The sequence below is a fragment of the Helicobacter mustelae genome, from assembly GCF_900476215.1.
In the GTDB taxonomy this organism is placed as follows: domain Bacteria; phylum Campylobacterota; class Campylobacteria; order Campylobacterales; family Helicobacteraceae; genus Helicobacter_H; species Helicobacter_H mustelae.
This window is the reverse complement of the sequence record NZ_LS483446.1, coordinates 1015208-1037899: the sequence shown is the minus strand read 5'-3', so window position 1 is coordinate 1037899 and position 22692 is coordinate 1015208. Positions and strand designations below refer to the sequence as shown.

General features: G+C 43.8%; 25 protein-coding genes and 1 pseudogene. 11 read left to right on the top strand and 15 right to left on the bottom strand.

Annotation, left to right across the window (positions count from 1 at the left end; translation table 11 throughout):
• Positions 1 to 9 precede the first annotated feature (9 nt).
• Genes DQN48_RS04750 through gmhA form a run of 4 tightly spaced genes read left to right on the top strand, consistent with a single transcriptional unit; the run spans position 10 to position 3512 of the window.
• Positions 10 to 552, top strand: a complete 543-nt coding sequence (locus tag DQN48_RS04750) for a D-glycero-alpha-D-manno-heptose-1,7-bisphosphate 7-phosphatase (RefSeq protein ID WP_013023226.1) — start codon at positions 10 to 12, stop codon at positions 550 to 552.
• Positions 552 to 1535, top strand: coding sequence for an ADP-glyceromanno-heptose 6-epimerase (rfaD, locus tag DQN48_RS04745; protein WP_013023225.1), 984 nt, complete (start codon positions 552 to 554; stop codon positions 1533 to 1535). Before DQN48_RS04750 ends, rfaD begins: the two co-directional genes overlap by 1 nt.
• A complete protein-coding gene (gene rfaE1 / locus DQN48_RS04740) occupies positions 1535 to 2950 on the top strand; it encodes a D-glycero-beta-D-manno-heptose-7-phosphate kinase (RefSeq protein WP_013023224.1) in 1416 nt (471 codons plus the stop codon). Before rfaD ends, rfaE1 begins: the two co-directional genes overlap by 1 nt.
• A 1-nt stretch (position 2951) precedes the next feature.
• Positions 2952 to 3512, top strand: coding sequence for a D-sedoheptulose 7-phosphate isomerase (gene gmhA, locus DQN48_RS04735; RefSeq protein WP_013023223.1), 561 nt, complete (start codon positions 2952 to 2954; stop codon positions 3510 to 3512).
• A 447-nt stretch (positions 3513 to 3959) separates the two neighbouring features.
• Here gmhA and DQN48_RS04730 read toward each other — a convergent pair whose 3' ends face one another.
• From DQN48_RS04730 to hypB, 6 genes are all read right to left on the bottom strand, one after another.
• Positions 3960 to 4703: a tetratricopeptide repeat protein gene (locus DQN48_RS04730; protein WP_013023221.1), complete on the bottom strand. Its 744-nt coding sequence runs from the start codon at positions 4701 to 4703 to the stop codon at positions 3960 to 3962.
• Between the two features lie 68 nt (positions 4704 to 4771).
• Positions 4772 to 5821 (bottom strand): argininosuccinate synthase domain-containing protein, encoded by a 1050-nt coding sequence (locus tag DQN48_RS04725; protein WP_041913149.1) that lies wholly within the window; start codon positions 5819 to 5821, stop codon positions 4772 to 4774.
• Positions 5799 to 7517 carry a DNA primase gene (gene dnaG, locus DQN48_RS04720; RefSeq protein ID WP_013023219.1) on the bottom strand — a complete coding sequence of 573 codons (1719 nt, stop codon included), beginning with the start codon at positions 7515 to 7517 and terminating at the stop codon, positions 5799 to 5801. The genes DQN48_RS04725 and dnaG overlap by 23 nt, the downstream gene beginning before the upstream one ends.
• A 30-nt stretch (positions 7518 to 7547) precedes the next feature.
• On the bottom strand, positions 7548 to 8678 hold the full coding sequence (gene hypD, locus DQN48_RS04715; protein ID WP_013023218.1) for a hydrogenase formation protein HypD: 1131 nt from the start codon (positions 8676 to 8678) through the stop codon (positions 7548 to 7550).
• On the bottom strand, positions 8656 to 8922 hold the full coding sequence (locus DQN48_RS04710; RefSeq protein WP_013023217.1) for a HypC/HybG/HupF family hydrogenase formation chaperone: 267 nt from the start codon (positions 8920 to 8922) through the stop codon (positions 8656 to 8658). Before DQN48_RS04710 ends, hypD begins: the two co-directional genes overlap by 23 nt.
• Before the next feature lie 9 nt (positions 8923 to 8931).
• On the bottom strand, positions 8932 to 9648 hold the full coding sequence (gene hypB / locus DQN48_RS04705) for a hydrogenase nickel incorporation protein HypB (protein ID WP_013023216.1): 717 nt from the start codon (positions 9646 to 9648) through the stop codon (positions 8932 to 8934).
• 283 nt (positions 9649 to 9931) lie between these two features.
• Here hypB and nrfH point away from each other — a divergent pair.
• The 7 genes and pseudogenes from nrfH (at position 9932) to DQN48_RS04670 (ending at position 18552) form a co-directional block, all read left to right on the top strand.
• Positions 9932 to 10406 (top strand): annotated as a pseudogene (gene nrfH / locus DQN48_RS04700) (cytochrome c nitrite reductase small subunit).
• A gap of 36 nt (positions 10407 to 10442) precedes the next feature.
• On the top strand, positions 10443 to 12143 hold the full coding sequence (locus tag DQN48_RS04695; RefSeq protein ID WP_013023215.1) for an ammonia-forming cytochrome c nitrite reductase subunit c552: 1701 nt from the start codon (positions 10443 to 10445) through the stop codon (positions 12141 to 12143).
• A 90-nt stretch (positions 12144 to 12233) separates the two neighbouring features.
• On the top strand, positions 12234 to 13199 hold the full coding sequence (locus DQN48_RS04690) for a hypothetical protein (RefSeq protein ID WP_013023214.1): 966 nt from the start codon (positions 12234 to 12236) through the stop codon (positions 13197 to 13199).
• 290 nt (positions 13200 to 13489) lie between these two features.
• Entirely contained in the window at positions 13490 to 13813 is a 324-nt protein-coding gene (locus DQN48_RS04685; protein ID WP_081441313.1) for a diacylglycerol kinase, read from the top strand.
• Between the two features lie 36 nt (positions 13814 to 13849).
• Positions 13850 to 16309 carry a DNA gyrase subunit A gene (gene gyrA, locus DQN48_RS04680; RefSeq protein ID WP_041913148.1) on the top strand — a complete coding sequence of 820 codons (2460 nt, stop codon included), beginning with the start codon at positions 13850 to 13852 and terminating at the stop codon, positions 16307 to 16309.
• 223 nt (positions 16310 to 16532) lie between these two features.
• Positions 16533 to 17009: a hypothetical protein gene (locus DQN48_RS04675; protein WP_145980439.1), complete on the top strand. Its 477-nt coding sequence runs from the start codon at positions 16533 to 16535 to the stop codon at positions 17007 to 17009.
• 232 nt (positions 17010 to 17241) lie between these two features.
• Positions 17242 to 18552 carry a sigma-54-dependent transcriptional regulator gene (locus DQN48_RS04670; RefSeq protein WP_013023210.1) on the top strand — a complete coding sequence of 437 codons (1311 nt, stop codon included), beginning with the start codon at positions 17242 to 17244 and terminating at the stop codon, positions 18550 to 18552.
• A 153-nt stretch (positions 18553 to 18705) separates the two neighbouring features.
• Here the strand turns inward: DQN48_RS04670 and DQN48_RS04665 are convergent, their stop codons facing one another.
• From DQN48_RS04665 to DQN48_RS04630, 9 genes are all read right to left on the bottom strand, one after another.
• On the bottom strand, positions 18706 to 19212 hold the full coding sequence (locus DQN48_RS04665) for a hypothetical protein (protein ID WP_158303471.1): 507 nt from the start codon (positions 19210 to 19212) through the stop codon (positions 18706 to 18708).
• A gap of 272 nt (positions 19213 to 19484) precedes the next feature.
• On the bottom strand, positions 19485 to 19610 hold the full coding sequence (locus tag DQN48_RS07875; RefSeq protein ID WP_013023208.1) for a hypothetical protein: 126 nt from the start codon (positions 19608 to 19610) through the stop codon (positions 19485 to 19487).
• 15 nt (positions 19611 to 19625) lie between these two features.
• Positions 19626 to 19976, bottom strand: a complete 351-nt coding sequence (locus DQN48_RS04660; RefSeq protein ID WP_013023207.1) for a hypothetical protein — start codon at positions 19974 to 19976, stop codon at positions 19626 to 19628.
• 83 nt (positions 19977 to 20059) lie between these two features.
• Entirely contained in the window at positions 20060 to 20296 is a 237-nt protein-coding gene (locus tag DQN48_RS04655) for a hypothetical protein (protein ID WP_013023206.1), read from the bottom strand.
• A 17-nt stretch (positions 20297 to 20313) separates the two neighbouring features.
• A complete protein-coding gene (locus DQN48_RS07780; RefSeq protein WP_013023205.1) occupies positions 20314 to 20478 on the bottom strand; it encodes a hypothetical protein in 165 nt (54 codons plus the stop codon).
• Between the two features lie 203 nt (positions 20479 to 20681).
• Positions 20682 to 21074 carry a hypothetical protein gene (locus tag DQN48_RS07775; RefSeq protein WP_013023203.1) on the bottom strand — a complete coding sequence of 131 codons (393 nt, stop codon included), beginning with the start codon at positions 21072 to 21074 and terminating at the stop codon, positions 20682 to 20684.
• Positions 21034 to 21522, bottom strand: a complete 489-nt coding sequence (locus DQN48_RS07770; RefSeq protein ID WP_013023202.1) for a hypothetical protein — start codon at positions 21520 to 21522, stop codon at positions 21034 to 21036. The genes DQN48_RS07775 and DQN48_RS07770 overlap by 41 nt, the downstream gene beginning before the upstream one ends.
• 173 nt (positions 21523 to 21695) lie before the next feature.
• Complete coding sequence (locus DQN48_RS07765) at positions 21696 to 21932, bottom strand: hypothetical protein (RefSeq protein WP_013023201.1); 237 nt, start codon at positions 21930 to 21932, stop codon at positions 21696 to 21698.
• 515 nt (positions 21933 to 22447) lie between these two features.
• Positions 22448 to 22675, bottom strand: coding sequence for a hypothetical protein (locus DQN48_RS04630; RefSeq protein WP_013023199.1), 228 nt, complete (start codon positions 22673 to 22675; stop codon positions 22448 to 22450).
• Positions 22676 to 22692 lie beyond the last annotated feature (17 nt).

Here is a 22692-nt window from a genome sequence, read left to right as displayed (position 1 = left end):
GGGAGAGATATGAGGGCAGTATTTTTTGATCGAGATGGCGTGATTAACCAGGATTTTGGCTATGTGTATAGACCTAGGGATTTTATTTTTTTGGAGGGCTTATTTGAGCTCTTGGCCTTCTGTAAAGACAGGGGCTATCTCTTGATTTTAGTCACCAATCAATCAGGCATTGGGATGGGATATTATAGCCAGAGGGATTTTGAAATTCTTAGTGCCTACATGCAAGATCAACTCCAAAGTGCGCTGGGATTTGGGATGGATGGGATCTATCATTGTCCGCATGCCCCAAAAGAGAATTGTCCTTGTAGGAAGCCAAAGCCTGGCATGATCCTGCAAGCCATAAAGGAGCATGGGATTCATCCAGGGCAGAGTATTTTAATCGGGGATCGCGCGCGGGATATACAGGCAGCGCAAAATGCGGGAGTCAAGTACAAGATCCTGTTAGATACACCAGGTAAAGACAACAGAGAAGAGATTCCAGAAATGTCAAATTTTTATAAAATTACACATCTCAAAGAAATGATAGAAATTCTCAAAAAGGAGATTAAATAATGCAAGATTTCAACCACAAAACCATCATCATCACCGGCGGTGCGGGATTTATTGGTAGCAACCTCGCTCATTATTTCCAAGAGCATTTTCCCAAGGCTCGCGTGATTGTTTTTGATAAGTTTCGCGATGAAGCCAAATTCCCTAGCGGCAATCCTACCTCTTTGGGACATTTCAAAAATCTTAGAGGATTTTGCGGAGAAGTGATCACGGGGGATATTAATAATCCCTTGGATGTTGCGCGACTTAAAGCCCTTGATTTTGACATCCTCTTTCATCATGCAGCCATTTCTGATACCACGGTGATGGATCAAAAACTCGTTATGCAGACCAATCACTGTGCATTTTTGGATCTGCTTGATCTTACGCTTACTAAGGGTGCCAAAATGGTCTATGCCTCCTCTGCTGGCACCTATGGAAATACCAAGGCTCCCAATATCGTAGGATGCGGGGAGAAGCCTGAGAATGTTTATGGATTTTCCAAACTCATGATGGATCAGAGTGTGCGCAATATCCTAGCCAAGGATCCCAATCTCCCCATTGTCGGACTGCGGTTTTTCAATGTATATGGGGAGAGGGAGTTTTTCAAGGGCAAGACTGCATCCATGATTTTGCAATTAGGTCTGCAGGCATTGCAAAACAAAAAAGTGCGTTTGTTTGAGTTTGGTGAGCAGATGCGAGATTTTGTTTATGTCAAAGATGTGATAGAGGCCAATCTCTGTGCTGCTAATGCAAAAAAGGGCGGAATCTACAATGTGGGCAGCGGGGTGGCGCGCAGTTATAATGATATCGTAGGGATTTTGAAGAAAAATTTAGGGGATTTTGAGGTGGAATACATCCCCAATCCCTATGCTTTTTTTCAGACCCATACGCAAGCAGATATTTCTTCTTTCACGCAAGATCTAGGATATAGGCCAAAATACACCCTAGAACAAGGCATAGAATCCTATGTAGAAGAGATTAGGCAAATTGCAGGAGAATTGTGATGGATTTGGCCAAAACACCAAGGATTTTGGTGGTTGGGGATTTGATGGTGGATCATTATATCTGGGGGGATAGCACGAGAATCTCTCCAGAAGCACCTGTGCAGATCGTGGATGTCAAGAATGAAAACAATCGCCTAGGCGGGGCTTGCAATGTGGCGCATAATCTCATAGCCATGGGTGCGAAAGTAGAGCTTTGTGGTGTGATTGGAGGGGATGGCATGGGAGAGTGGCTAATCACACAGCTAGATTCTCTAAAAATTGGAATTCAGAGTATTTTGAGAGATGGCACCCGCCCCACAATAAAAAAAACTCGCGTCATCATTGCAGGTCAGCAGGTTTTGCGTATCGATAGAGAATCCAAAGAGGTGCTCAGTAAAGATTTTAGTCAGAGGCTTTTTTCTAGTCTTGCGCATAGAATGAGGGAATTTGATGGAGTGATTCTATCAGATTACAACAAGGGTGTGCTAAGCCCCTCTTTTACCCAGCAGCTCATTGCCCTTGCGCGCAGTGAAAACAAACCGATTTTATGCGATCCCAAGGGACGGGATTTTACCAAATACAAGGGCGCGACCCTCCTCACCCCAAACAAAAAAGAAGCCCAGATTGCCACAGGTATGGATATTGTTGATGAAAAGAGTCTGCAAGTAGTAGCACAGCAGTTAAAAAAAGACTGTGCGCTCTCTGTCTCTTTGATTACGCTTAGTGAAGATGGCATCGGGATCTTGGATGAGCAAGATGAGATTTGTGTGATCCCCACCATTGCAAAAGAGGTTTTTGATGTGACTGGTGCTGGAGATACGGTGATTGCTGCGCTTGCCTTTGGTCTAGCTTGCAAGATGGATATTTTTGAGGCCTGTAAATTTGCCAATGCAGCAGCAGCGGTGGTGGTAAGCAAAGTAGGTAGTGCCACAGCAAGTATGCAAGAGATTCAGCAGATCCTAGATCCTCATGCCACCCCTGCCAAGAAACTCATCACACTTCCCATGCTGCTAGAGAACTTGCAAGAATACAGGGGCAAAATCGTCTTTACCAATGGCTGCTTTGACATTTTGCATCGTGGGCATTTGCAATATCTCAAAGAGGCGCGCTCTCTAGGAGATCTGCTCATAGTAGGACTCAATAGTGATGACTCTGTGCGTCGCCTCAAGGGAGAGGAGCGTCCCATCAACTCCCAAGAAGATCGCGCTTTTATGCTCTCTGGCCTAGAATGCGTGGATTATATTGTGATCTTTGAAGAAGATACACCACTAGAGCTCATTAAGGACATTGAGCCAGATATTTTGGTTAAGGGTGGGGATTATCATGGCAAAATCGTAGTAGGCAGCGAATATGCCAAAGAGGTTGTGCTCATTGATTATGTGCCAGGGCATTCTACAAGCCACACCATCCAAAAAATCCGATCAAAAAAGGAATAATATGCAAGCTTTTATCCAAGAAGAATTAAGCAAACATCTACAGGTAGCAAGAGACACAGAAGCACTCGCCCCAAGGATCCTGCAAGTAGTACAGGTGCTAGGAGCTACGCTAAAAAAGGGAAATAAAATTTTAATTTGTGGCAATGGAGGAAGTGCTGGAGATTCCCAACATTTTGCCGCAGAGCTTACTGGGCGTTATAAAAAAGAACGCAAGGCACTAGCTGGGATTGCGCTTAGTACAGATACCTCTGCGCTCACTGCCATTGGCAATGATTATGGCTATGAGTATGTATTTTGCCGCCAAGTAGAGGCTTTGGCTCGTGAAAATGATGTATTGTTTGGAATATCTACAAGTGGAAATTCTAAAAATGTCTTGCTTGCAATGCAAAAGGCAAAGAGCCTTGGCTGCAAAAATATTGCACTTAGTGGTAGGGATGGAGGCGCGATTGCAGAGCTGGCTGACTACAATCTCATCGTGCCAAGCAATGACACTCCAAGGATTCAAGAAATGCATATTTTTATCATCCACACACTTTGTGACTTGCTAGAGAGGGAATATTAAATTCCTTTTTGACTCTTTTTTGAGGCTATGTAGTTTTTAAATTTTTGCCAACTTTAATGGGTTTGCAAGTAGTTTTTTTGTGGTTTTGTTGGAGGGATTTTGAGGTGTCGCCTAGCTTTTAGATTTCTTGGTCTTTTAGTAACCTAGTTCTAGCTCTTGGCCTTTGTCTAGTGTGGATTTTTGGCGGGCTTTCTTTGTTTTTCTCTGCGTTGTGGGTTTTAAGGTGCAAAAAAGGGTGGCTTGCATGTGAGAGGTGTTGTACAAAACTAATTCTGGTGAGCTTTCATGGGGGTGGGGTTTGCGCGGTTTAGGATAGGAATGGCACAGGCATGAGTGATGCAAAAAAAGCAGGGGCTGCAAGAGAGTCAAACATGCAGCAAGCTCATAAAGTCACTAGAAAGGCAAAAAGCTGGGAATGCAAAACCCCAAGCGAGGTGATGCAGAGAATTAATACCCTTTTTCGTTTAGGTCTCGATACTTGTCACAGCCATCTTGAGCGCCTAGGTCACAGACTCTTCCGTAGTATTCTTTGGCTGTGAGGAGATTTTGCTTGACTCCGTTTTGACCGCTTGCATAGATATCGCCAAGCTTGGAGCAGGCAAAGGAATTGGATCCATCGCAGGCTTTTTTGAGCAGCTCGATAGCCTTGTCGGCATCCTGCTTCACGCCTTTGCCCTCATAGTAGAGCAGCCCAATGAGATAACAGCCAAAGGGAATATTTCCATTGCAGGCCTTTTCATAGAGCTCAATGCCCTTGCGCTCATCTTTGAGGATTCCACCTTTGCCATCATAGTACAAGATACCAGCGCTTAGGCAGCTGAGTGCATCTCTGCCATTGCAGGCCTTTTCATAGAGCTCTACTCCTTGATTGACATCCCTTTTGACCTCACCCTTACCATCATAGTAGATGGCACCCAGCAAGCGACAAGCCATTGCCACACGACCATCGCAGGCTTTTTGTAAATAGGTCGCAGCGCTTTTATAATCCTGACGCACGCCCTTGCCATCAGAGTACAAGATCCCCAAAGAAAGGCAGGCGATGGGATTGCTGCGGTCGCAGTAGCTTTGATAAATCATCAGCGCCTTTTGATATTGTTTGTTTTCAATATAATTTTTGGCATCTGCGAGCGTTTCTGCATGGATGAAAGAAAAAAAGAGCAGCAAAGCCAGCAGCCATTTGAGAAAAAACATTGATTACCCTTTGATATTGGCGTATGAAATTTAGCCAGTATATCGGATAAAGCTTAATAGCGCTTTATTCATTGCTGCAAAAAGAGGAATTTCTTTGCCTCTTCTTTGCTGTAAGGAGTGAGGCTGTGCTCCTCTTCTCCGATTTTGACTTTGTAGGTTTTTTCTAGCTCTGTTTTGCCATAGCCAAGTGTGATCCTGGCTGCTAGGATCTTGTCATTTGGGCTGGCATCTTTTTCGATGAGCGCTAGAGGACCGATGCAATCTAGCAGCTGGATTTTCTCCACCATGGGATTTGGGGCAGAGAGCTTTTTGTTTTCTTCTTCGTTTCTTGCAATCACACATCTTGCATTTTCTTGCAAGATTAAATACCTGCCCACTTTTATCATTTGTGTATCTTCTAATATCATTTTTCGATGATTGCTTAGATCTTTTAGCTTCAGTGCCACGCTGGTGTTGGTTAGCAGGCAGCCACCTCCTGGCTTTTCGTAATATTTCCATCCAAAATCCTGTGCCATTTTCAGCTGCCTAGTGCGTCCTCTCCCAGAAATATCTAATAATTTTTCTCGATCCACCCAGAGATTTTTTTCCATGAAACTTGGTGGCAGGAGCTTAGCACACATGGGACGTAAGATGAGTTCATCTAGGCTTGCTGGCTTGCTGTTATCGTTTGCATCCTTGGCTAATAGATGGGAGAATTTGGGATGTTTCCCAGCTTCACGGATGAGTTTTTTGACTTGGTCCATGGCCTCTCTGCGCTGGCTTTTTGGCCGCTGGCCTAGAACTTCCCCGCTGATGATGAAATCTGCCCCAAGCTCTAGGAGCTTGTCAAAAGCCTGGATGAACATATTGGCATGACAGTCGATGCAGGGGTTGAAATATTTGCCATAGCCATATTTTGGAGCAAAGAGGATGTTGTCAAAAAACTGCTGACGGATGTCACAGATTAAGAGCTCTACGCCAATTTGTTTTGTGGCATTGAGGAGATATTCCTTTTTGTCATAATTCCCGCCAAAACCAATATTAAAATGCAGCGCGATGACTTCAATATTTTGATCTTTGAGTAATTTCATGGAAATGAGGCTGTCTAATCCACCGCTAAAAAGTGCCAAAGCTTTCATAGGCTATCAATTCTCCTTGTTTTAATTTCAAAATATGATTTTTTATTTTTCGGATCCTAAAGCTTTTTTGCTCAAAACTCAGCGCTCTTTCTTTTTGGATCGAGTTTAGCAGGCTGGTATTATAGCGTAATATCAAAAGCCGCAATTCATTCCTAAAGCCATGGGGCGTGGTGATGAGTTTGGGGTTGATGCGAATGCCAATGAGACTTGGATGGTCGAGATTCTTTGCAAGAAGCGCGCAAAACGCCTGCTTTTGGTGTTGGAAAATTTCTGCATCGATGTATTGGAGTGCCAGATCTAGGAGGGAGGGGGTTTCTAAAATATACCTAATAATGAGCTCTTCTAGCTGGCTTTCTTGGTGCAAAAATCCTAGGCCACCATTACCATAGAGAGTGGGGCTATAGCCAGGCTTGCTAGATCTGCTGCTAGGGAAATTCTCTTGATGTTTTGTAGGCTTTGTGGGGATGAGGCTTGGAGAGATTTGCAAGAGATTGCTAATGAGTGCTTTGTATTCTTCTTGCAAGAGGGGTGAGAGTGTGTGCAAAAAATCTAGCTGCTGTTTTAATGCCTGTTCTTTTTGTAGGGGATTTGTAAGGTCAAATTGCAGGGGAATCTGACGCAGCACAAACTCAATAAAGGGCATGGGATGGGAAAATAATTCCTTGAGATCTGAAATTTGATTTTTTTGCACCATGTCTGCAGGGTCCATTCCATTTTGAAAAATGACTACCCCCCCTTCTTTTTTGAGATTGGCAAGCATGAATGAAGCTCGATAAGCCGCCCGAATCCCAGCGCTATCCCCATCATAGCCCAAAAGGATTTTTGGCTCGCCTTTATTTAGCAGGGGGAGATGCTCTTGTGTGAGTGCAGTGCCAAGGGTGGCCACAGCAGTGCGGAAACCTGCTTGGTGGAGCATAATCACATCCAAATAACCCTCTGTAATAATGATGGTGCGTTCGCGATAGATGAATTCTTTGGCGATGTGATAGCCATAGAGGAGTTTGGATTTGTTAAAGAGTTGGCTTTGAGGACTATTGATGTATTTGGCAGCATGATCTCTTAGTGTCCTACCACCAAAGCCCACGGGATTTCCCGCAGGAGAGTGGATGGGGAAAATAATGCGCTCTGCAAAGCGGGCATAATAGCGTCCATCACTCTGCCCCAAGATCCCAAGCCCCACCAAATTCTTTTTTTCTAGTCTCAATTGATCGCAAAACTTCACCACCTCAAAGCTATTCCCACAGTATCCCAGAGAAAAATCCCGCATGCTTTGTGCGCTAATCCCGCGTCTTTGTAAATATGCAAGGATTCCTGGCTCTTTGGCAAGGGTATCACCAAAAAAATGGATAAAACGCTCAAAAATCTCATATTCTTCTGTATGCTGTTTGGGTTTTTGGTGAGAGGTCTCATATTCTAGGGTGAAGTGGGAGAGTTCTGCGATTTTTTCCACGGCTTCAATGAAGGGGATTTTTTCATATTCCATCACAAATTTGATGACGTCCCCGCCCACGCCACAGCCATAGCAATGGTAGAGATTCTTGCTGGGGCTGATGATGAAGCTTGGGGTTTTTTCTTGATGGAAGGGACAGCAGGCGCTGAAATTGCTTCCTGCGCGTTTGAGCTCGATGTAATTGCCAAGGATGTCAATGATGTCTGCTTGTTGTTTTAGGGCTTCAATCGAGGATGCTTTAATCATTAGGGTTTGAATTTCGTTTGTAATGTCAATCTAGCGCAATGCTCCATATCGATAATAAGCCGCACAGGCTCCCTCACTGCTCACCATGCAGCTTCCCAGCGGATTATTTGGCACGCAAGCCTTTCCAAATACCTTGCAATCCAGTGGTTTTGCGATGCCTCTTAGGATATCCCCACAGCGACAAGCAGCGTGATCTTTGATTTTTTCTTTGCTCAAAATGGAGTCAAAAAGAATTTCTGCATCATATCGCTCATATTCCTTGCGGAGTTTCAATGCAGAGTAGGGGATCTCCCCAAGCCCCCGCCACTCAAAACTTTCTCGTTCTTGCAGGAATTTTGCCACCAGGCTCTGAGCCTTGAGATTGCCCTCTTTGTTTACCACGCGAGAGTATTGCACTTCAAGTTTTGGGGTATCTTGCAGGGCTTGAGTAACAAGCATCAGGATGCTTTGCATCATGTCTACAGGTTCAAATCCACTCACTACAATGGGTACTTGATATTTTTCAAAGAGGGGCTCATAGATTTTTGATCCTGTGATTACGCTTACATGCGAGGGGGCGATGAGCGCATTGACCTTGCAGGCAGGATCTTCTAAGATGATTTCTAGAGGCGGGGGTACTAATACATGATTGATGTGAAAAAATAAATTTGAGATTTTTTGCTCGATAGTGCGCTGCAAAAGCGCTGCAGTCATAGGAGTGGTGGTCTCAAAGCCGATGGCAAAATATACAACTTTTTTGTGTGGATTTTTTTGGGCGATTTCTAGTGCTTGCATGGGGGAATAAACAAATCCAATCTCAGCCCCCAGGCTTCTTGCATGCTGCAAACTACCTTTGGATCCAGGCACTTTTAGCATGTCTCCCAGTGTGAGCAAAATCACATCTTTTTGCATGGCGATCTCATAGGCTTGCTGGATTCTGTTTTTTGGCATGATGCACACAGGGCAGCCTGGGCCATGAATACAGTGGAGATTTGGAGGTAGGAGGGTGGTGAGTCCATATTTCATGAGTGTATGCGTATGCCCCCCGCAAACCTCCATCATATAGAGCTCTTTTTTTAGCCCCTTTGCTTGCTTTTTTATCTTTTGAGCAAGGGCTAAAATGACGTCTTTGTCACGAAAGGATTGGAGTAGAAATGCTTCATTCTTTGTAGATGGGATCAATGTATTCTTCTTCCTCTTCCATATTTTGGATCATTTGCTCATAGAGTTTGAGGGATTCTAGGGCATCTTCTTCATCGATTTTGCTCATCACATAGCCAATGTGTAGCAATACATAATCCCCAATCTCTACAGGATCTTGCATCAGATCTAGGCTCGCATTGCGTTGCACGCCTAGAGTCTGGATGGTCGCAGTATTTGTGCTTTCATCGATGGAAATAACTTTTGAGGGAATAGCCAAACACATGCAAACTCTTTAGAACGAATGGTTGGAAAAGTATTTTTCTTTCTTTTTGTTGATGATAAAATCCTTGATTACAGCCAGGCTCTCTGGATCCTTGGAGCTAGTGAGGAAAATAGGGACCTGGGGTTTTAGTTTTTGCATATCTTCTTTGACTTGTGAGATTCTAAAGCCAAAGTAATCTATCATGTCTGATTTGCTCACAATCACTGCATCCGCGCACATAAACATGCTGGGATATTTGAGGATCTTATCATCTCCTTCGGGCACAGAGAGTAGCACGATATTAAGCGCTGCTCCTAGATCATAGCTTGCAGGGCAGACGAGATTGCCCACATTTTCGATAATGAGATATTCACACTCCTGGATTTGATGCTTTTGCTTGAGTATGCCATAGGCATGCTCCACCATGCTTGCCTCCAAATGGCAGGCTTCCCCGGTGGTGACTTGCTCAGCTGCAATTCCTTTTTTTTGTAATCTCTCTGCATCGCGATTGGTTTGCAAATCCCCTTCTACCACGCAAAATTTAAAATCCTCAAACTGCCCCAGATTCTCTAATAGTGTAGTTTTTCCGCTTCCTGGAGAACTCATGAAGTTGATTACATAGAGCCCATCCTCGACATATTTTTGGCGCAATTCATTGGCCTTGATGTCATTTTTGCTCAAGATTTTTTGGACGATCTGCACGCTTTTTTTATCAAGCGTAGGGTTATTCTCTAAATTTGCTCTCATTGTTATTCCTTATTTTGATTATTGAATCGGATTGAATCGGCGCCCATTATACATAGGGAGGATAAATTTTTGAGCAGGATTTTTGTTTTTGAGCAAAATTCCTGTAACCCTTGGCCCTGTTTTTGGCATGGGATTGGCCTTTTGTTTGCTGCAAAATCTCTAGTGATTACCATTCATTTACTTTAGTAGATTTTTTAAGTTTTTTCTTATTTTCAAGGTAGTAAAATGCAAGAGGCAAAACCGCTTAACAAACAAAAACTTAACAAACAAAAGGGAGATTTTGATGGGGAAAAAAAGTATTCTAATGACTCTGTTTATCATCATTGTTGGCGTGATTGTAGGCAGCGGAGTCTTTACCTTACTATAATGCCAATGGGTTTTCTTATCTAAGCAATGATTCCTCTGCTTGTAATAATTGCCATGTAATGAATGAAGTCTATGATGATTACAACAAAAGTCCACACAAATCCGTGGCGCAGTGTGTGGATTGTCATTTACCTCATGGTTTTGTCAAAAAGTGGGCTGCCAAGGCACAAAGTGGTGTGGGGCATATGATGGCTTTTACTTTCGATAAAAATTTGCCTACCCATTTTGAAGCCAATGAAAAGACAAAGCAATGGGTGCAGGAGAACTGCGTGCGCTGTCACGAAGACTATGTAAAAAATGTTGTAGATCCTACTTTGAGAGCCAGTCATCAAGACAAAAGCTTGCGCTGTGTGTCTTGTCACAAAGATGTGGGACATAAACGGGATTATTAACTTAACAAAGAATCAACTTAACAAAAAGGAGAAAAAATGAAAGTAAAAAGTTTACTACTTTTCTTGGTGCTTGGTGTTCTTATTGGCACTGGGCTTATGTGGTTTGGCAGTGATATTGCCACCAAAAAAGCAGAGAGTGTCGCACTCAAGACTGCGCCTGCTAAGGGGCTTAGCGATGAAAATCCTGATTTTGCAGCATGGGGGGCGAATTTCCCTGATTACTTAGACATGTATATGCAAATGAAAGATTCCACCCATCATGCTACAGAATTTGCAGGAAGCTATCCTTATAGCAAACTCAATCGCTATCCACAACTTACAATGTTTTGGGATGGATACTCTTTCAAATATGATTACAACCAAAATCGTAGCCACTACTATTCTCAAATTGATCAAATGGAAACCTTGAGAAACAACAAAAACTATCTCAATGCCCATGGGCTCAAAAAATTTAGTGGGCAGCCTGGGGCATGTATGAATTGCCACACAGGGAATTTACAAAACCTTGTCAAGCAGCATGGTTGGGTGGAATTCAATACGATGAAATATTGGACTATTATCAAGATGATGAAAGGCCCTGATTCTGTGCATGGCAAAAAAATGGGAAGCACTTGTGCAGATTGTCATCATCCTGAGGATATGAGTTTGCGCATCACTCGTCCCGCAGCCATCAAAGCACTGGTATCTCGCGGATATGTAGCAGATCCCAAACATGGGGTTCAGGCAAGTCGCCAAGAAATGCGCTCCCTTGTTTGTATGCAATGCCACGTAGAGTACTACAATCAACCCACAGGGAAAAAGGTAACCATCCAGGCAGAAAGCAATTATGAAGAATTTGCTTCCCTGCGTGGTGATAATAAGATCATTTCTGTGCAAGCAGACGGAATTGAGCTTGCTTATCCTTGGAAGTTTTGGAAGAAGGGTCAAGCCTTTAGGATTGAGATGCTTGATGATTATTATGAGAGTGTTAGGGCAAGCTTTCCCTATGATTTTATCCATGCAAGCACCAAGGCACCTATTTTAAAAATGCAGCATCCTGAAGCAGAGCTTTATTCTGGCAGCGTGCATGCAGCCAATGGCGTGAGCTGCTCAGATTGTCATATGCCCTATGTGCGCAAAGGAGCAAAGAAAGTAAGCAATCATTTCATCGCCTCTCCCTTGCTAGATGTGAACGCTTCTTGCAAGGCCTGCCATTCTCAAAGTGAAGATTATCTAAAAAATCAAGTCCAAGAGATTCAAAGGAGTGTGGCATCCAATATCCGCAGCGCAGAATATGCAGTAGCAAGTCTTATCAAGGATCTTGCTTCATTGCGCACAGAGCTTGCTAAGCTACCAGAATTCTCTAAAATTGCTGATAAAAAAGCCCAGGATGAAGCTATCAGCAAGGTGGTCCAACAAGCCATGGAATTGCATAGAAAAAGCCAAATGCGTGCAGATTTCTTGAATGCAGAGAATTCTTCAGGATTCCATAACCCAAGAGAGGCCAATCGCATCGCCCTCCAAGCAGTCAGATATGCCAAAGATGGACAAAATGCAGTATTAGCTATCGCGGCAAAATATGGCATCAAAATGCAAGCGAGCAATCTTGGATTTGAAGACATGCGCAAAATCGCGCCAGAGCCTGTAAAAATCCATGGCAAGCGTTATTATGAATCTCCTCTCCAAGATGATGCGCCAAAAGATTTGCTAGAGCTTGACAAAAATCTTGTTCCCTACAACTACAGGGTGCTGCACTAATCTCGCACCAAAATCCCCCCTTGCCCCATCTTTCCCCCTTGGGGGAAACTTTTGTATAATTTCACAAAAATCATTTTTCAAAGGAGATTGATGCAAGGAAGGAAAATTGCCAAGATTATCTTAGGGATAGGCGCGCTTATTTGCGTGGGTTTGTTTGTGTTTTTTTATATCATCAGCAACAAGGTAAAAAAAGAACTGCAAGCCCAGGTGAATTCCACCATCAGCGCATTTAATCAAGACGGCATTGCACAGATTACTTTTGACCCCTTTGTTTGCAAGGGGTTTTTTTCTTATGAGTGCAAGAGCCAGAGGCTAGAGCTCTCCACCCTCTGGGGTCAAAAGATCACAGAGGTTAGAGACATTCGTTTTGGTTTCAAAAACATCACCCCAAAAAGCATCGATGAGACCCTGCATCTTAGTACCCCAAATTTTTTTGGAGACATCTATGAGGCAGAAGATCTTGGCGGTGTGGAAGTGAATTATGAAGGCAGCGAAAGCATCAAGGATGCTAAAATCGGGGAGATATTAAATGACTGGAAGCTAAGTTTTGATCTCTTGGCAGCTTCCTTGAAGCTACAGGGTAAGCGCAGGAATCAAGATCCTAAATGGGCGAATCAAAACATCATCCAGATTGAGATGGCTTCCATGCGAAATCTTGGAGCAAAGCTCTTGAATGCAGGCCAAGATTTAGCCTATCAAGAGCTTGAGCTGCAGATTGATTCCAAGGGTCTTGAGAATTTTGCCTATACATTCTTGCAAAAAAGAGGAATGGAGATGAGCAAGCAAGAATATGAGGAGCAAGTAAGGATGACTGCAGTCCAGCTAAAAAGCACCATCCAAGAAGACCCCCAGCTCTCTTCCTGGAAAGATGCCCTCACTCAGGCTATTGATGGGGCTGCAGAGTTGCTGCTAGGAGAGGCCAAATCCCTCAAACTCAAGCTAAGGAGTAAGGATGGGGGCTATGTGAATCTCAAAAATTTCACACAGCAATATTCCCTAGATACCCTAAGGAGTCTTTCAAAAGTCTTTAATCTTAGCACTGAGGTCAAAAAATGACCCCTCAGAAAAATCAGCGCGATGCTGTGGATCCCAGCTCCGACCCTGCACGCCAAAATTTCATCCCTCAGCAAAATCAGCACGATGCAGGCAATGGAATCGCATACAATGAGCAAAATTCCGCCAGCCAACCCCACTTTATCTATCACCACAGTAATGAAGTTCCTCACGAAAGAAATCGCGACCAAACCCACCGCGCTGGCAATGCACACCAAGAAGACGCAATCCATCGCAATGAAAAAAAGGGAAAAAGAGGCATAGGGCGCTTGAGGAATGCTTTTTTTTATTCCATGGATGGTATTAGGGCTGCATGGAAGGATGAAGAAGCCTTCCGTCAAGTGTTGGTGCTGGGGGTGATTTTTGCGATCTTGGGGTTTGTGATTGGCAGGGAGTGGAGTCACAAAATCTTGTTAGTTTTGCCTTGTTTTTTGTGCGTGGCAGGGGAGTTGGTGAATAGTGCCATCGAAAATGCGATAGATTTTACTAGCACTAAGCTCCATCCTCTTGCCAAGAAGGCCAAGGACATGGGAAGTGCGTTGCAGCTTGTTTGTTTGGGGTTTTTTTTGGTTGTGTGGATTAGCTATCTGCTTTACTTATTTTTTAAGCTTTTTTGAGTTAGAATCCCTTTTTATTTTTTGTCGGAGTGAAGCATGGAGAATTTGCTAGATCAAACTAGTATCATAGATATTAATATTGATGATTCCATCAAGGAGAGTTATTTAGACTATTCCATGAGCGTGATTGTGGGGCGCGCACTCCCGGATGCCAAAGATGGGCTAAAGCCTGTGCATCGTAGAATTTTATATGCGATGAATGAATTAGGAGTGACCTCAAAAACTCCGTATAAAAAGTCCGCAAGAATCGTGGGGGATGTGATTGGTAAATACCATCCTCATGGGGATAGCGCAGTCTATGATGCATTGGTGCGTATGGCACAGGATTTCTCCATGCGTCTTGAGCTTGTAGATGGACAGGGGAATTTTGGCTCCATTGATGGAGATAATGCAGCGGCCATGCGTTATACCGAAGCGCGGTTGACAAAGGCTAGCGAAGAGATTTTACGCGATCTAGACAAAGACACTGTAGATTTTGTACCAAATTATGATGATACGCTCAAAGAACCCGATGTTTTGCCCACACGCATCCCCAATCTCCTGGTAAATGGATCTAGTGGGATTGCCGTGGGCATGGCTACCTCCATCCCCCCCCATCGCATCGATGAAATCATTGATGCAGCCATTTATATGATCCGCCACAAAGATGCAAGCAGTGAGGAATTACTAGAGTTTGTGCAGGGCCCAGATTTCCCCACAGGCGGGATTATTTTTGGCAAGCAGGGGATTCGTGATGCCTACAGGACAGGGCGGGGCAGGATCAAAGTGCGAGCCAAGGTGCATATTGAAAAAACCAAAACTCGCGATGTGATTGTGATTGATGAAGTGCCCTTCCAGGTCAATAAGGCTCGCCTTGTAGAGCAGATTAGCGAACTTGCAAGAGATAAGGTGATTGAGGGGATTGCTGAAGTCAGAGATGAATCTGATAGGGATGGGATTCGCGTGGTCATTGAGCTCAAGCGCGAAGCCATGAGTGAGATTGTGCTCAATCATCTTTATAAATCTAGCGTCATGGAGACTACTTTTGGCATTATCTTGCTTGCCATTAACAACAAAGAGCCAAAGATCTTTACCCTGCCAGAGCTTTTAAATATTTTTATTAATCATCGCAAAACTGTGGTGATTCGCCGCACGATTTTTGACCTTGAAAAGGCCAAGGCGCGCGCGCATATTTTAGAGGGATTGAAAATTGCGCTGGATCACATCGATGAGGTGATTGCACTCATCCGCTCTAGCCAGGATGTAGAGATTGCAAAAAATGCACTGATGGAGAGATTTGGATTAAGCGAGCTGCAAAGCAAGGCAATTTTAGAAATGCGCTTACAAAGACTCACGGGACTTGAGCGCGACAAAATAGAGCAAGAATATGCAAGCCTCTTGCAAGAGATTGAGTATCTTAGTAGCATTTTGAAAAGTGAAGAGAAACTCAATGAGATTATCTCCAATGAATTGCTAGAAATCAAAGAAAAATTCTCCTCCCCTCGCTGCACGATAATTGAGGAAGATTATGAAAGCATTGATGTAGAGGATCTCATCCCCAATGAACCCGTGGTTGTGACTATGAGCCATCGGGGCTATGTCAAGCGCGTGCAGCTCAAGGTCTATGAGAAGCAAAATCGCGGAGGCAAAGGAAAGATCAGCGGCAATACCCATGATGATGATTTTATCCAGTCTTTTTTTGTGGCCAATACGCATGACACGATTTTATTCATCACCAACAAAGGCCAGCTTTACTGGCTCAAGGTCTACAAGATCCCAGAGGCGGGGAGGACGGCTATTGGCAAGGCGGTGGTAAATCTCATCCAGCTTTCTTCTGATGAAAAAATCATGGCCACCATCACTACTTCAGATTTTCATGATGACAAATCTCTGGTATTTTTTACCAAAAATGGAATTGTCAAGCGCACAAATCTTAGCGAATATAGCAATATAAGAAGTATTGGTGTGCGTGCAATTAATCTTGATGCTGATGATGAGCTCGTGACTGCGAGCATCATCACTCAAGATGTCAAAGAGCTCTTTGTGGCCACATATCAGGGCATGTGCATCCGCTTTGACATCAATGATGTCAGAGAAATTGGTAGAGCCGCGCGCGGGGTGACTGCCATCCGCTTCAAAGCCAAAGAGGATAGTGTGATTGGTGCGACTACGATTAGGAGTGAGAATGATAAGCTTTTGACGGTGAGTGAGCAGGGGATTGGTAAGCAAACGCTCGCAGGGGCTTATCGCTTGCAAAGTCGTGGTGGCAAGGGTGTTATTGTAATGAAACTCACCGCCAAAACTGGCAAGCTTGTAAGCATCATCAATGTCAATGATGAAAATATGGATCTCATGGTGCTAACCACCAGTGGCAAGATGATCCGCGTGGATACAGAGGCCATCCGCGAGGCGGGTCGCAACACAAGCGGTGTCAAGATCGTGAATGTCGCAGGCGAAAAGGTAGCCTATGCTAGCAGCTGCCCCAAAGAGGAAAAAGAGCCAGAGGATGGGGAATGATTTGCTAAAAATAAGCCCTTTGCTAGCAAAATTCGCATTTTTTTTTCTGCTTTTTTTTGGCATTTTTTGCGTGGGGCTTTTTGCGCAAAACTGGAAGCAAAATCCCTTAGTTTTGCAAAATCCTGATACCTTTTTGTGGGACAAAAAATCTCACCCAAATCTCCCCTTTGATACTCCTCTCTTTTCCCCGCCCAGCTCCCTTTGGAAGGGCTGGAGATACCCCATGGACACATATCTGCAGCCTCCTTTCTCACCCCTCATCCCTCAAGTCATCCCCCATCCTTGGTTCCTGCCAGAAATGCCTCCTCCAAAGGAAGTGATGTTAGAAAAAGACTATGTCATTTCCTATCAATTTTTACTAAAGAACGAAGTCCCCCAAGGAGAAAAATACAATCTCTCTGTGCCTGTTTCTGCTATGAGGGGTAGGGTTTTGGATTACACCTGCGAGATTGATGTGAATGTCACAGAGGATGTGGAGCAGCCAGGGCTTTTTTCTGCGCTGCTTTCTTATCTTTTGCGCCAGCACAAAGATGATGTGTTAGAGTGCCTATATAAAAGTGGTGTGAAATTGCGTGAGGATAGCGCTGGAGACAAAAATGCCATCCAAAACAAAATCCTCTTTACTCTGCCGCCTACTTGGGTTCGCGCATCCCTGCAAAATGGATATTTGATTCTAAAAATTTTTAAGGAGAAATCATGAAAGTCGGTAACTCTACAAAGGGAGGGGGAGGTATGTTTTTAAAATCCCCTGCATTCAGCGCTAGCTGCTTTCAAAAATAATAAAATAAAGCAGCGTGTCGGGGTGGGGGATGGATAAGGGTGCAGCGCGCAGGGGTGCACGGGAGCCAGGAGCCCAGGCTCTTTCCTATGCTTGCCATATAAGCCCCTCCCCCTTGTCAAAATGGATATAGGAAAATTTTTAAGGAGAAATCATGAAAGTTGCCATTGTCGAAGATGATATTAATATGCGCAAAAGCCTAGAGCTATTTTTTGCTGATGTCAAAGAGCTAGAGGTCATCACCTTCAAAAACCCCAGAGATGCACTCAAAGCATTGGATGATAGCTTTGAGCTTGTGATCACAGATATCAATATGCCTCAAATGGATGGGTTAGAATTCCTTGCCAAGCTCAACAAAAAATATGAAGCGATTGTGATTACAGGAAATGCAACTCTAAACAAAGCCGTAGAATCCATTCGCCTAGGAGTAGCAGATTTTTTTCAAAAGCCTTTTGAGCCAGAGCTTTTGTTAGAGGCAGTGTTGCGCACCAAAAAATTTCTAGAATTCCAAAAAAAACAAGCTCCCAAAAATCTCCCAAAGCCTCCAAAAGAAAAAAAGCATTTTGTCGCAGATTCTCCTGCGCTAGCCCAACTGCGCAAAATCGCGCAAAAAGCCGCAACGACAGATGCTAGCATATTGTTGCTAGGGGAGAGTGGAGTAGGCAAAGAAGTTTTTGCAAATTTTATCCATCAGAGTTCTTTGCGCGCATCTGCTCCTTTCATTGCGATTAATATGGCAGCTCTTCCTGAGCATCTATTGGAATCTGAGCTTTTTGGCTATGAAAAAGGCGCATTTACGGATGCCACTACCTCAAAAGCAGGACTTTTTGAAAGTGCCAATGGAGGGAGCGTGTTTTTGGATGAGATCGGAGAAATGCCCCTAGGTTTGCAAGCAAAGCTCCTTCGTGCAATCCAAGAAAAGGAGATCACACGACTAGGCAGCACCAAAAGCATCAAAATTGATGTGCGCTTTCTCTCTGCTACCAATGCAGAACTTCAAAAAAAGATTGCAGATAAGGAATTTCGAGAAGATTTGTTTTTCCGCCTTCAGACCATCCCGCTGCATATCCCACCACTGCGCGAGCGCAAAGAAGAGATTTTGCCTTTGGCAGAATGGAAGCGCCAGGAGGTCATAGCCCAATATGGCTTTGAAGAAAAAAAATTTAGCAAAGAAGCGGTGGAGAAAATGCTTGCGTATGAATGGCATGGCAATATTAGAGAATTGCTCTCTGTGGTTGAGCGTGCAGTGATTTTGAGCGATGGGGTAGAGATTTTAGAAAAAGATTTATTTCTAGAGCCAAAGCAGCCAAAAAAAGAAAGAGAAGGGAGAATCGCAGGGCTTGAGAGCGAGCTGATTTCTGAAGTACTAGCAGATTGCAAGGGAGATATTCAAAAATGTGCAGAAGTTTTGGGAATGCAGCTAGATGTACTCAAGCATAAGCTGATCAAATATAAAATTGAGTAGCTAAATTTTTGCGCGCTATCTGGAGGGATTTTTATAGCTTTGGGGGTAGGGGGTGTTTTGGAGAGGGGAGAGAATTTGTGTTTTTAGAGGGATCAAATGCCAAGTGGCTGCGTGAGAATTTGAGGCCATCATTGGCATGCTTTGTGTGGGATTTTACTCCCTGCGGGTTATTGCTAGAGCTTTTTGCCACACTGGGAGTGCAAAGAGGATTGCAATGACTCTAGTGGTGCAGGGAGCTCTAGATAAAATTACAGCAATCTTAGCATTAGCATTATTTTGTACAGTTCCATCAGGCGCGCCGCCGCTGCCAGGGCTAGAAGTTCCATTATTTTGGAAGTAAAGGTTATTTCCACCCACACCCGCACCTTCTGCTTGATTTGTTACTGCATTTCCTGTGAGCAAGATAGGATTACTTACGATATTGCTAGTATTCATTACTAGCGTATTCACTCCTTGCCCCATACTATTTACTGCTGCATTCACAAGCCCACCATCGGTAAACACGAGATTATTAGCACCATTATTGTTGCTGTGATATTTGCATGCTACAGCTGCACCTCCACTTGCTGCACCTGCAGCATGCAAAAAACTCGACTGTAATTCCTTGAAAGTCTTCTTAATGTATGAAAAATAAAGGAGTAGGATGATTGCTATCCACAATGCAAAAGCCAAAATTTGGGGCAGGAAAAGAGGGCTAAGAGCTAATACCCTCCGCAATACGCGGAGGCTTTACCCTAGAATTCTGATTATTAACCAAATTATAGCTATAATCAGTTGCAAGAGTAAGATGATTAACTCTTTGTTCATTTTATAGCCTCCTTTCTTAATAAAGTAGGCTACCTTGAGAGGTTGCGCCCTCTTAAGGCAACCTCTTTTATAATTATTCCATAGAAACCATAACCCCGCTTATCCTCCTTAAATAAATGCTTTTATTAGCATTCCCTATTTCCCACATAAGCAACCTGATTTAGCACTGTTTGAGCAGGATTATTGTTAACAGTTCCACCGCTAGAGCTGCCGCCAGGGCTAGAAGTTCCATTATTTTGGAGGATTTGCACAGTGTTATAGCGATTTCATTCCCCCACCTCTACTGTTGCTGGATCTGCTTGACCTGCACCACCTGCTGCATTTGCACCATTAAATGTAATATTATTTGTTCCTGTACCACTGGTTCCATTAGTATTTCCTGTTACGATGTTTCCAGTCATGGTAGCACCACCACTAAAAGTAGCATTGAATGTTGCGCCAGTATTGACATTGATTACAGGCCCTCCGCTTGCGATGTTTGTATTTAGAGTTGCATTTCCAGCGCCAAGGATGTTGAGATTCCCAGTTAGTGCATTAGCATTACCTGCACCACCAAGATTCAGGGTGAAGGTTTTAGCAGTGCCACTACTTGCAATCCCACCAAAATCAAAATTCAAGTTTACTGGCTTTCCTGTAGCGCCTAGATTTTGATTTGCTGGATCTGCTGGGTCTGCACCTTGTGCATTTCCACCTGCACCTACTAGCTTGGCATCCCCGTTGCATTTGCGCTATCGTTATTAAATTTTTGCAAATAATTTTCTATCTGCTGGCCTCTTGCTTGAGCATTAGTATTTCCACTTACACCACCAAGCCCACCTGCTTGTTCCATCAACTTTCCTAGATTGCCAGCAAGCCCAGTAGTAAGCCCAATTGAAAAATATTTTTGGATTTGTCGCTGTGATATTTGCAGCGGGCGCTGGGGCTGCTTGATCTGCACCTGCTACTGGATTTCCTTCAAGCTTGATTTGTGTCTGCACCAGCTGGGTTTGTGCTAGGGGGGCTTTTGTCTGTGTTATCCAATGGATTGCCATTAAATTTATCCAAATAACCTTGGATCTGCTGGGATTTTGCAATAGCATTAGCACCTGCACCACCTGCATTCAGCCCGCCTACTTGCATCAAATTTCCTAGATTTGTAGGAGCCCAGTACAAGCCCAATTGAAAAAATGACTCTTTTTACTGTCACTGTGATTCCTTCTGCATTTACAAAGCTTGAAGCAAGGGAAAATGCAAGAGTAGTAGCAATGAGAGGTTGGAAGAATTTTCTATTTCTCAAAGAAGAGCTCTTCTCTTTTCTTTTCAAGAAATTCTTTTCTTGAACATCAGAAATTTTTAGTGATAGCTCCCCGGGATGCTTGATTTGTCACTGCTGTTCCATTTACGGTGGTGTTAGCACCATTGGTAAATGTAAAAGTAGCATTCCCGTTATTTCCGCTTACCGTCGCAGTTTGATTTGGATCTGCTGGATTTTCTACTGTCACTGTGATTCCACTTACCACAGCGGGCGCTGGGGCTGCTGGTTGTGCTTGATCTGCTTGATCTGCTTGATCTGCATTACCTGCTTGATCTGCATTACCTGCACCTGCTGCATTGCTTGGCATCCCCGTTGCATTTGCGCTATCGTTATTAAATTTTTGCAAATAATTTTCTATCTGCTGGGATTTTGCTTGAGCATTAGCATCTCCACCACCTGCATTCAGCCCGCCTACTTGCATCAAATTTCCTAGATTTGTAGGAGTCCATTGCGTTGAAAAATATTTTTGGATTTGTCGCTGTAATATTTGCAGCGGGTGTATTTCCTGCTGCTGCACCTGTTACTGGAGTTCCTTCAAGCTTGGCAAAGTTATAGAAATTGAGGGTATTTACTCCTTGATAGGCACTCTTGATATTGCCCTGGAAAACAGTGGTCTGATTTGCTGGATCTGCACCTGCTGGATCTGCCTTACCATTTACCGTAAAACTATTCACTCCGCTTGCGATGTTTGCTACTATGTTCGTCCCTGTTACTGGATTTGCTGGATTTGCTGGATTTCCATTTATGGTGGTGCTAGCACCAAAGGTAGCACTGCCACCAGTTCCATCAGATGCGGGCGCGCCGCCGCCAGGGCTAGAAGTTCCATTATTTTGGGATCGTGCTAATGTTTCCTTAATGTTTCCTGTCAATACTGTTTCTGGATTTCCATCTGCACCTGCACCTGCACCATCAAATGTAATCTTATTTGTTCTTAGATTGTAGCTTGCGCAGTTTGATTTGGAGCTTGTGCTTGATTTACTTTCACTGTGATTGCATTTACCGCGCTGTGCTTGTGCTGGATCTGCTGGATCTACACCACCTACTAGCTTGGCATCCCCGTCGCATTTGCGCTATTGTCATTAAATTTTTGCAAATAATCGCTAATTTGCTGGGATTTTGCATTAGCATTAGCATTATTTGCACCACCAAGCCCGCCTGCTTGACCTATCAACTTTCCTAGATTGCCAGCAAGCCCATTAGCAAGCCCAATTGAAAAATATTTTTTGGATTTGATGCTGTAATATTTGCAGTATCTGGATTTCCTAGTGCTAGAGCTCATTGCATTAAAACAGTGGCATTTGGATTTGCTCTTTTTGCTACTGCTGTAGCGCCTAGATTTGTATCTCCACCTGCTGCTGGTTTTCCTGTCACCGTAAAGCTATTCACGGTATTTGCAATATTGACTTCAATGTTTTGCCCTGTAGCATTTTGTGGTGCTGGATCTGCTACTGGAGTTCCATCTTTTATCAGACTGCCATTGTGGGGGATTTGCTTTGCATAGCATTGCCAGTAGATCCATCACTAGCAACACCCGCAGCGCCGCCAGTGCTAGAAGTTCCATTATTTTGGAACAAAAGATTATTGGATCCAGCCCACCCTGGTGGTGTGGTAATCACATTGCCCTCAATACTACGGGATCTCCACCTGCTGCACCTGCACCATCAAATGTAATCTTATTTGTTCTTAGATTGTAGCTTGCGCAGTTTGATTTGCTGCTTGTGCTTGATTTACTGTCACTGTGATTGCATTTACCGCGCTGTGCTTGTGCTGGATCTGCTGGATCTACACCACCTACTAGCTTGGCATCCCCGTCGCATTTGCGCTTGCACTATTGCCGCCAAATTTATCCAAATAACTCTGGATCTGATCAAATCTTGCATTAGCATTAGCATTATTGCCACCACCAAGCCCGCCTACTTGTATCAAATTTCCTAGATTTGTAGCAAGCCCCAGCGTTGAAAAAGGAGTTGAAAACAGTGGCTTGACCTGCACCACCTGCTGCAGCTGGTGTGATTGTCGCATGAGTAAGGGTTGGGAAA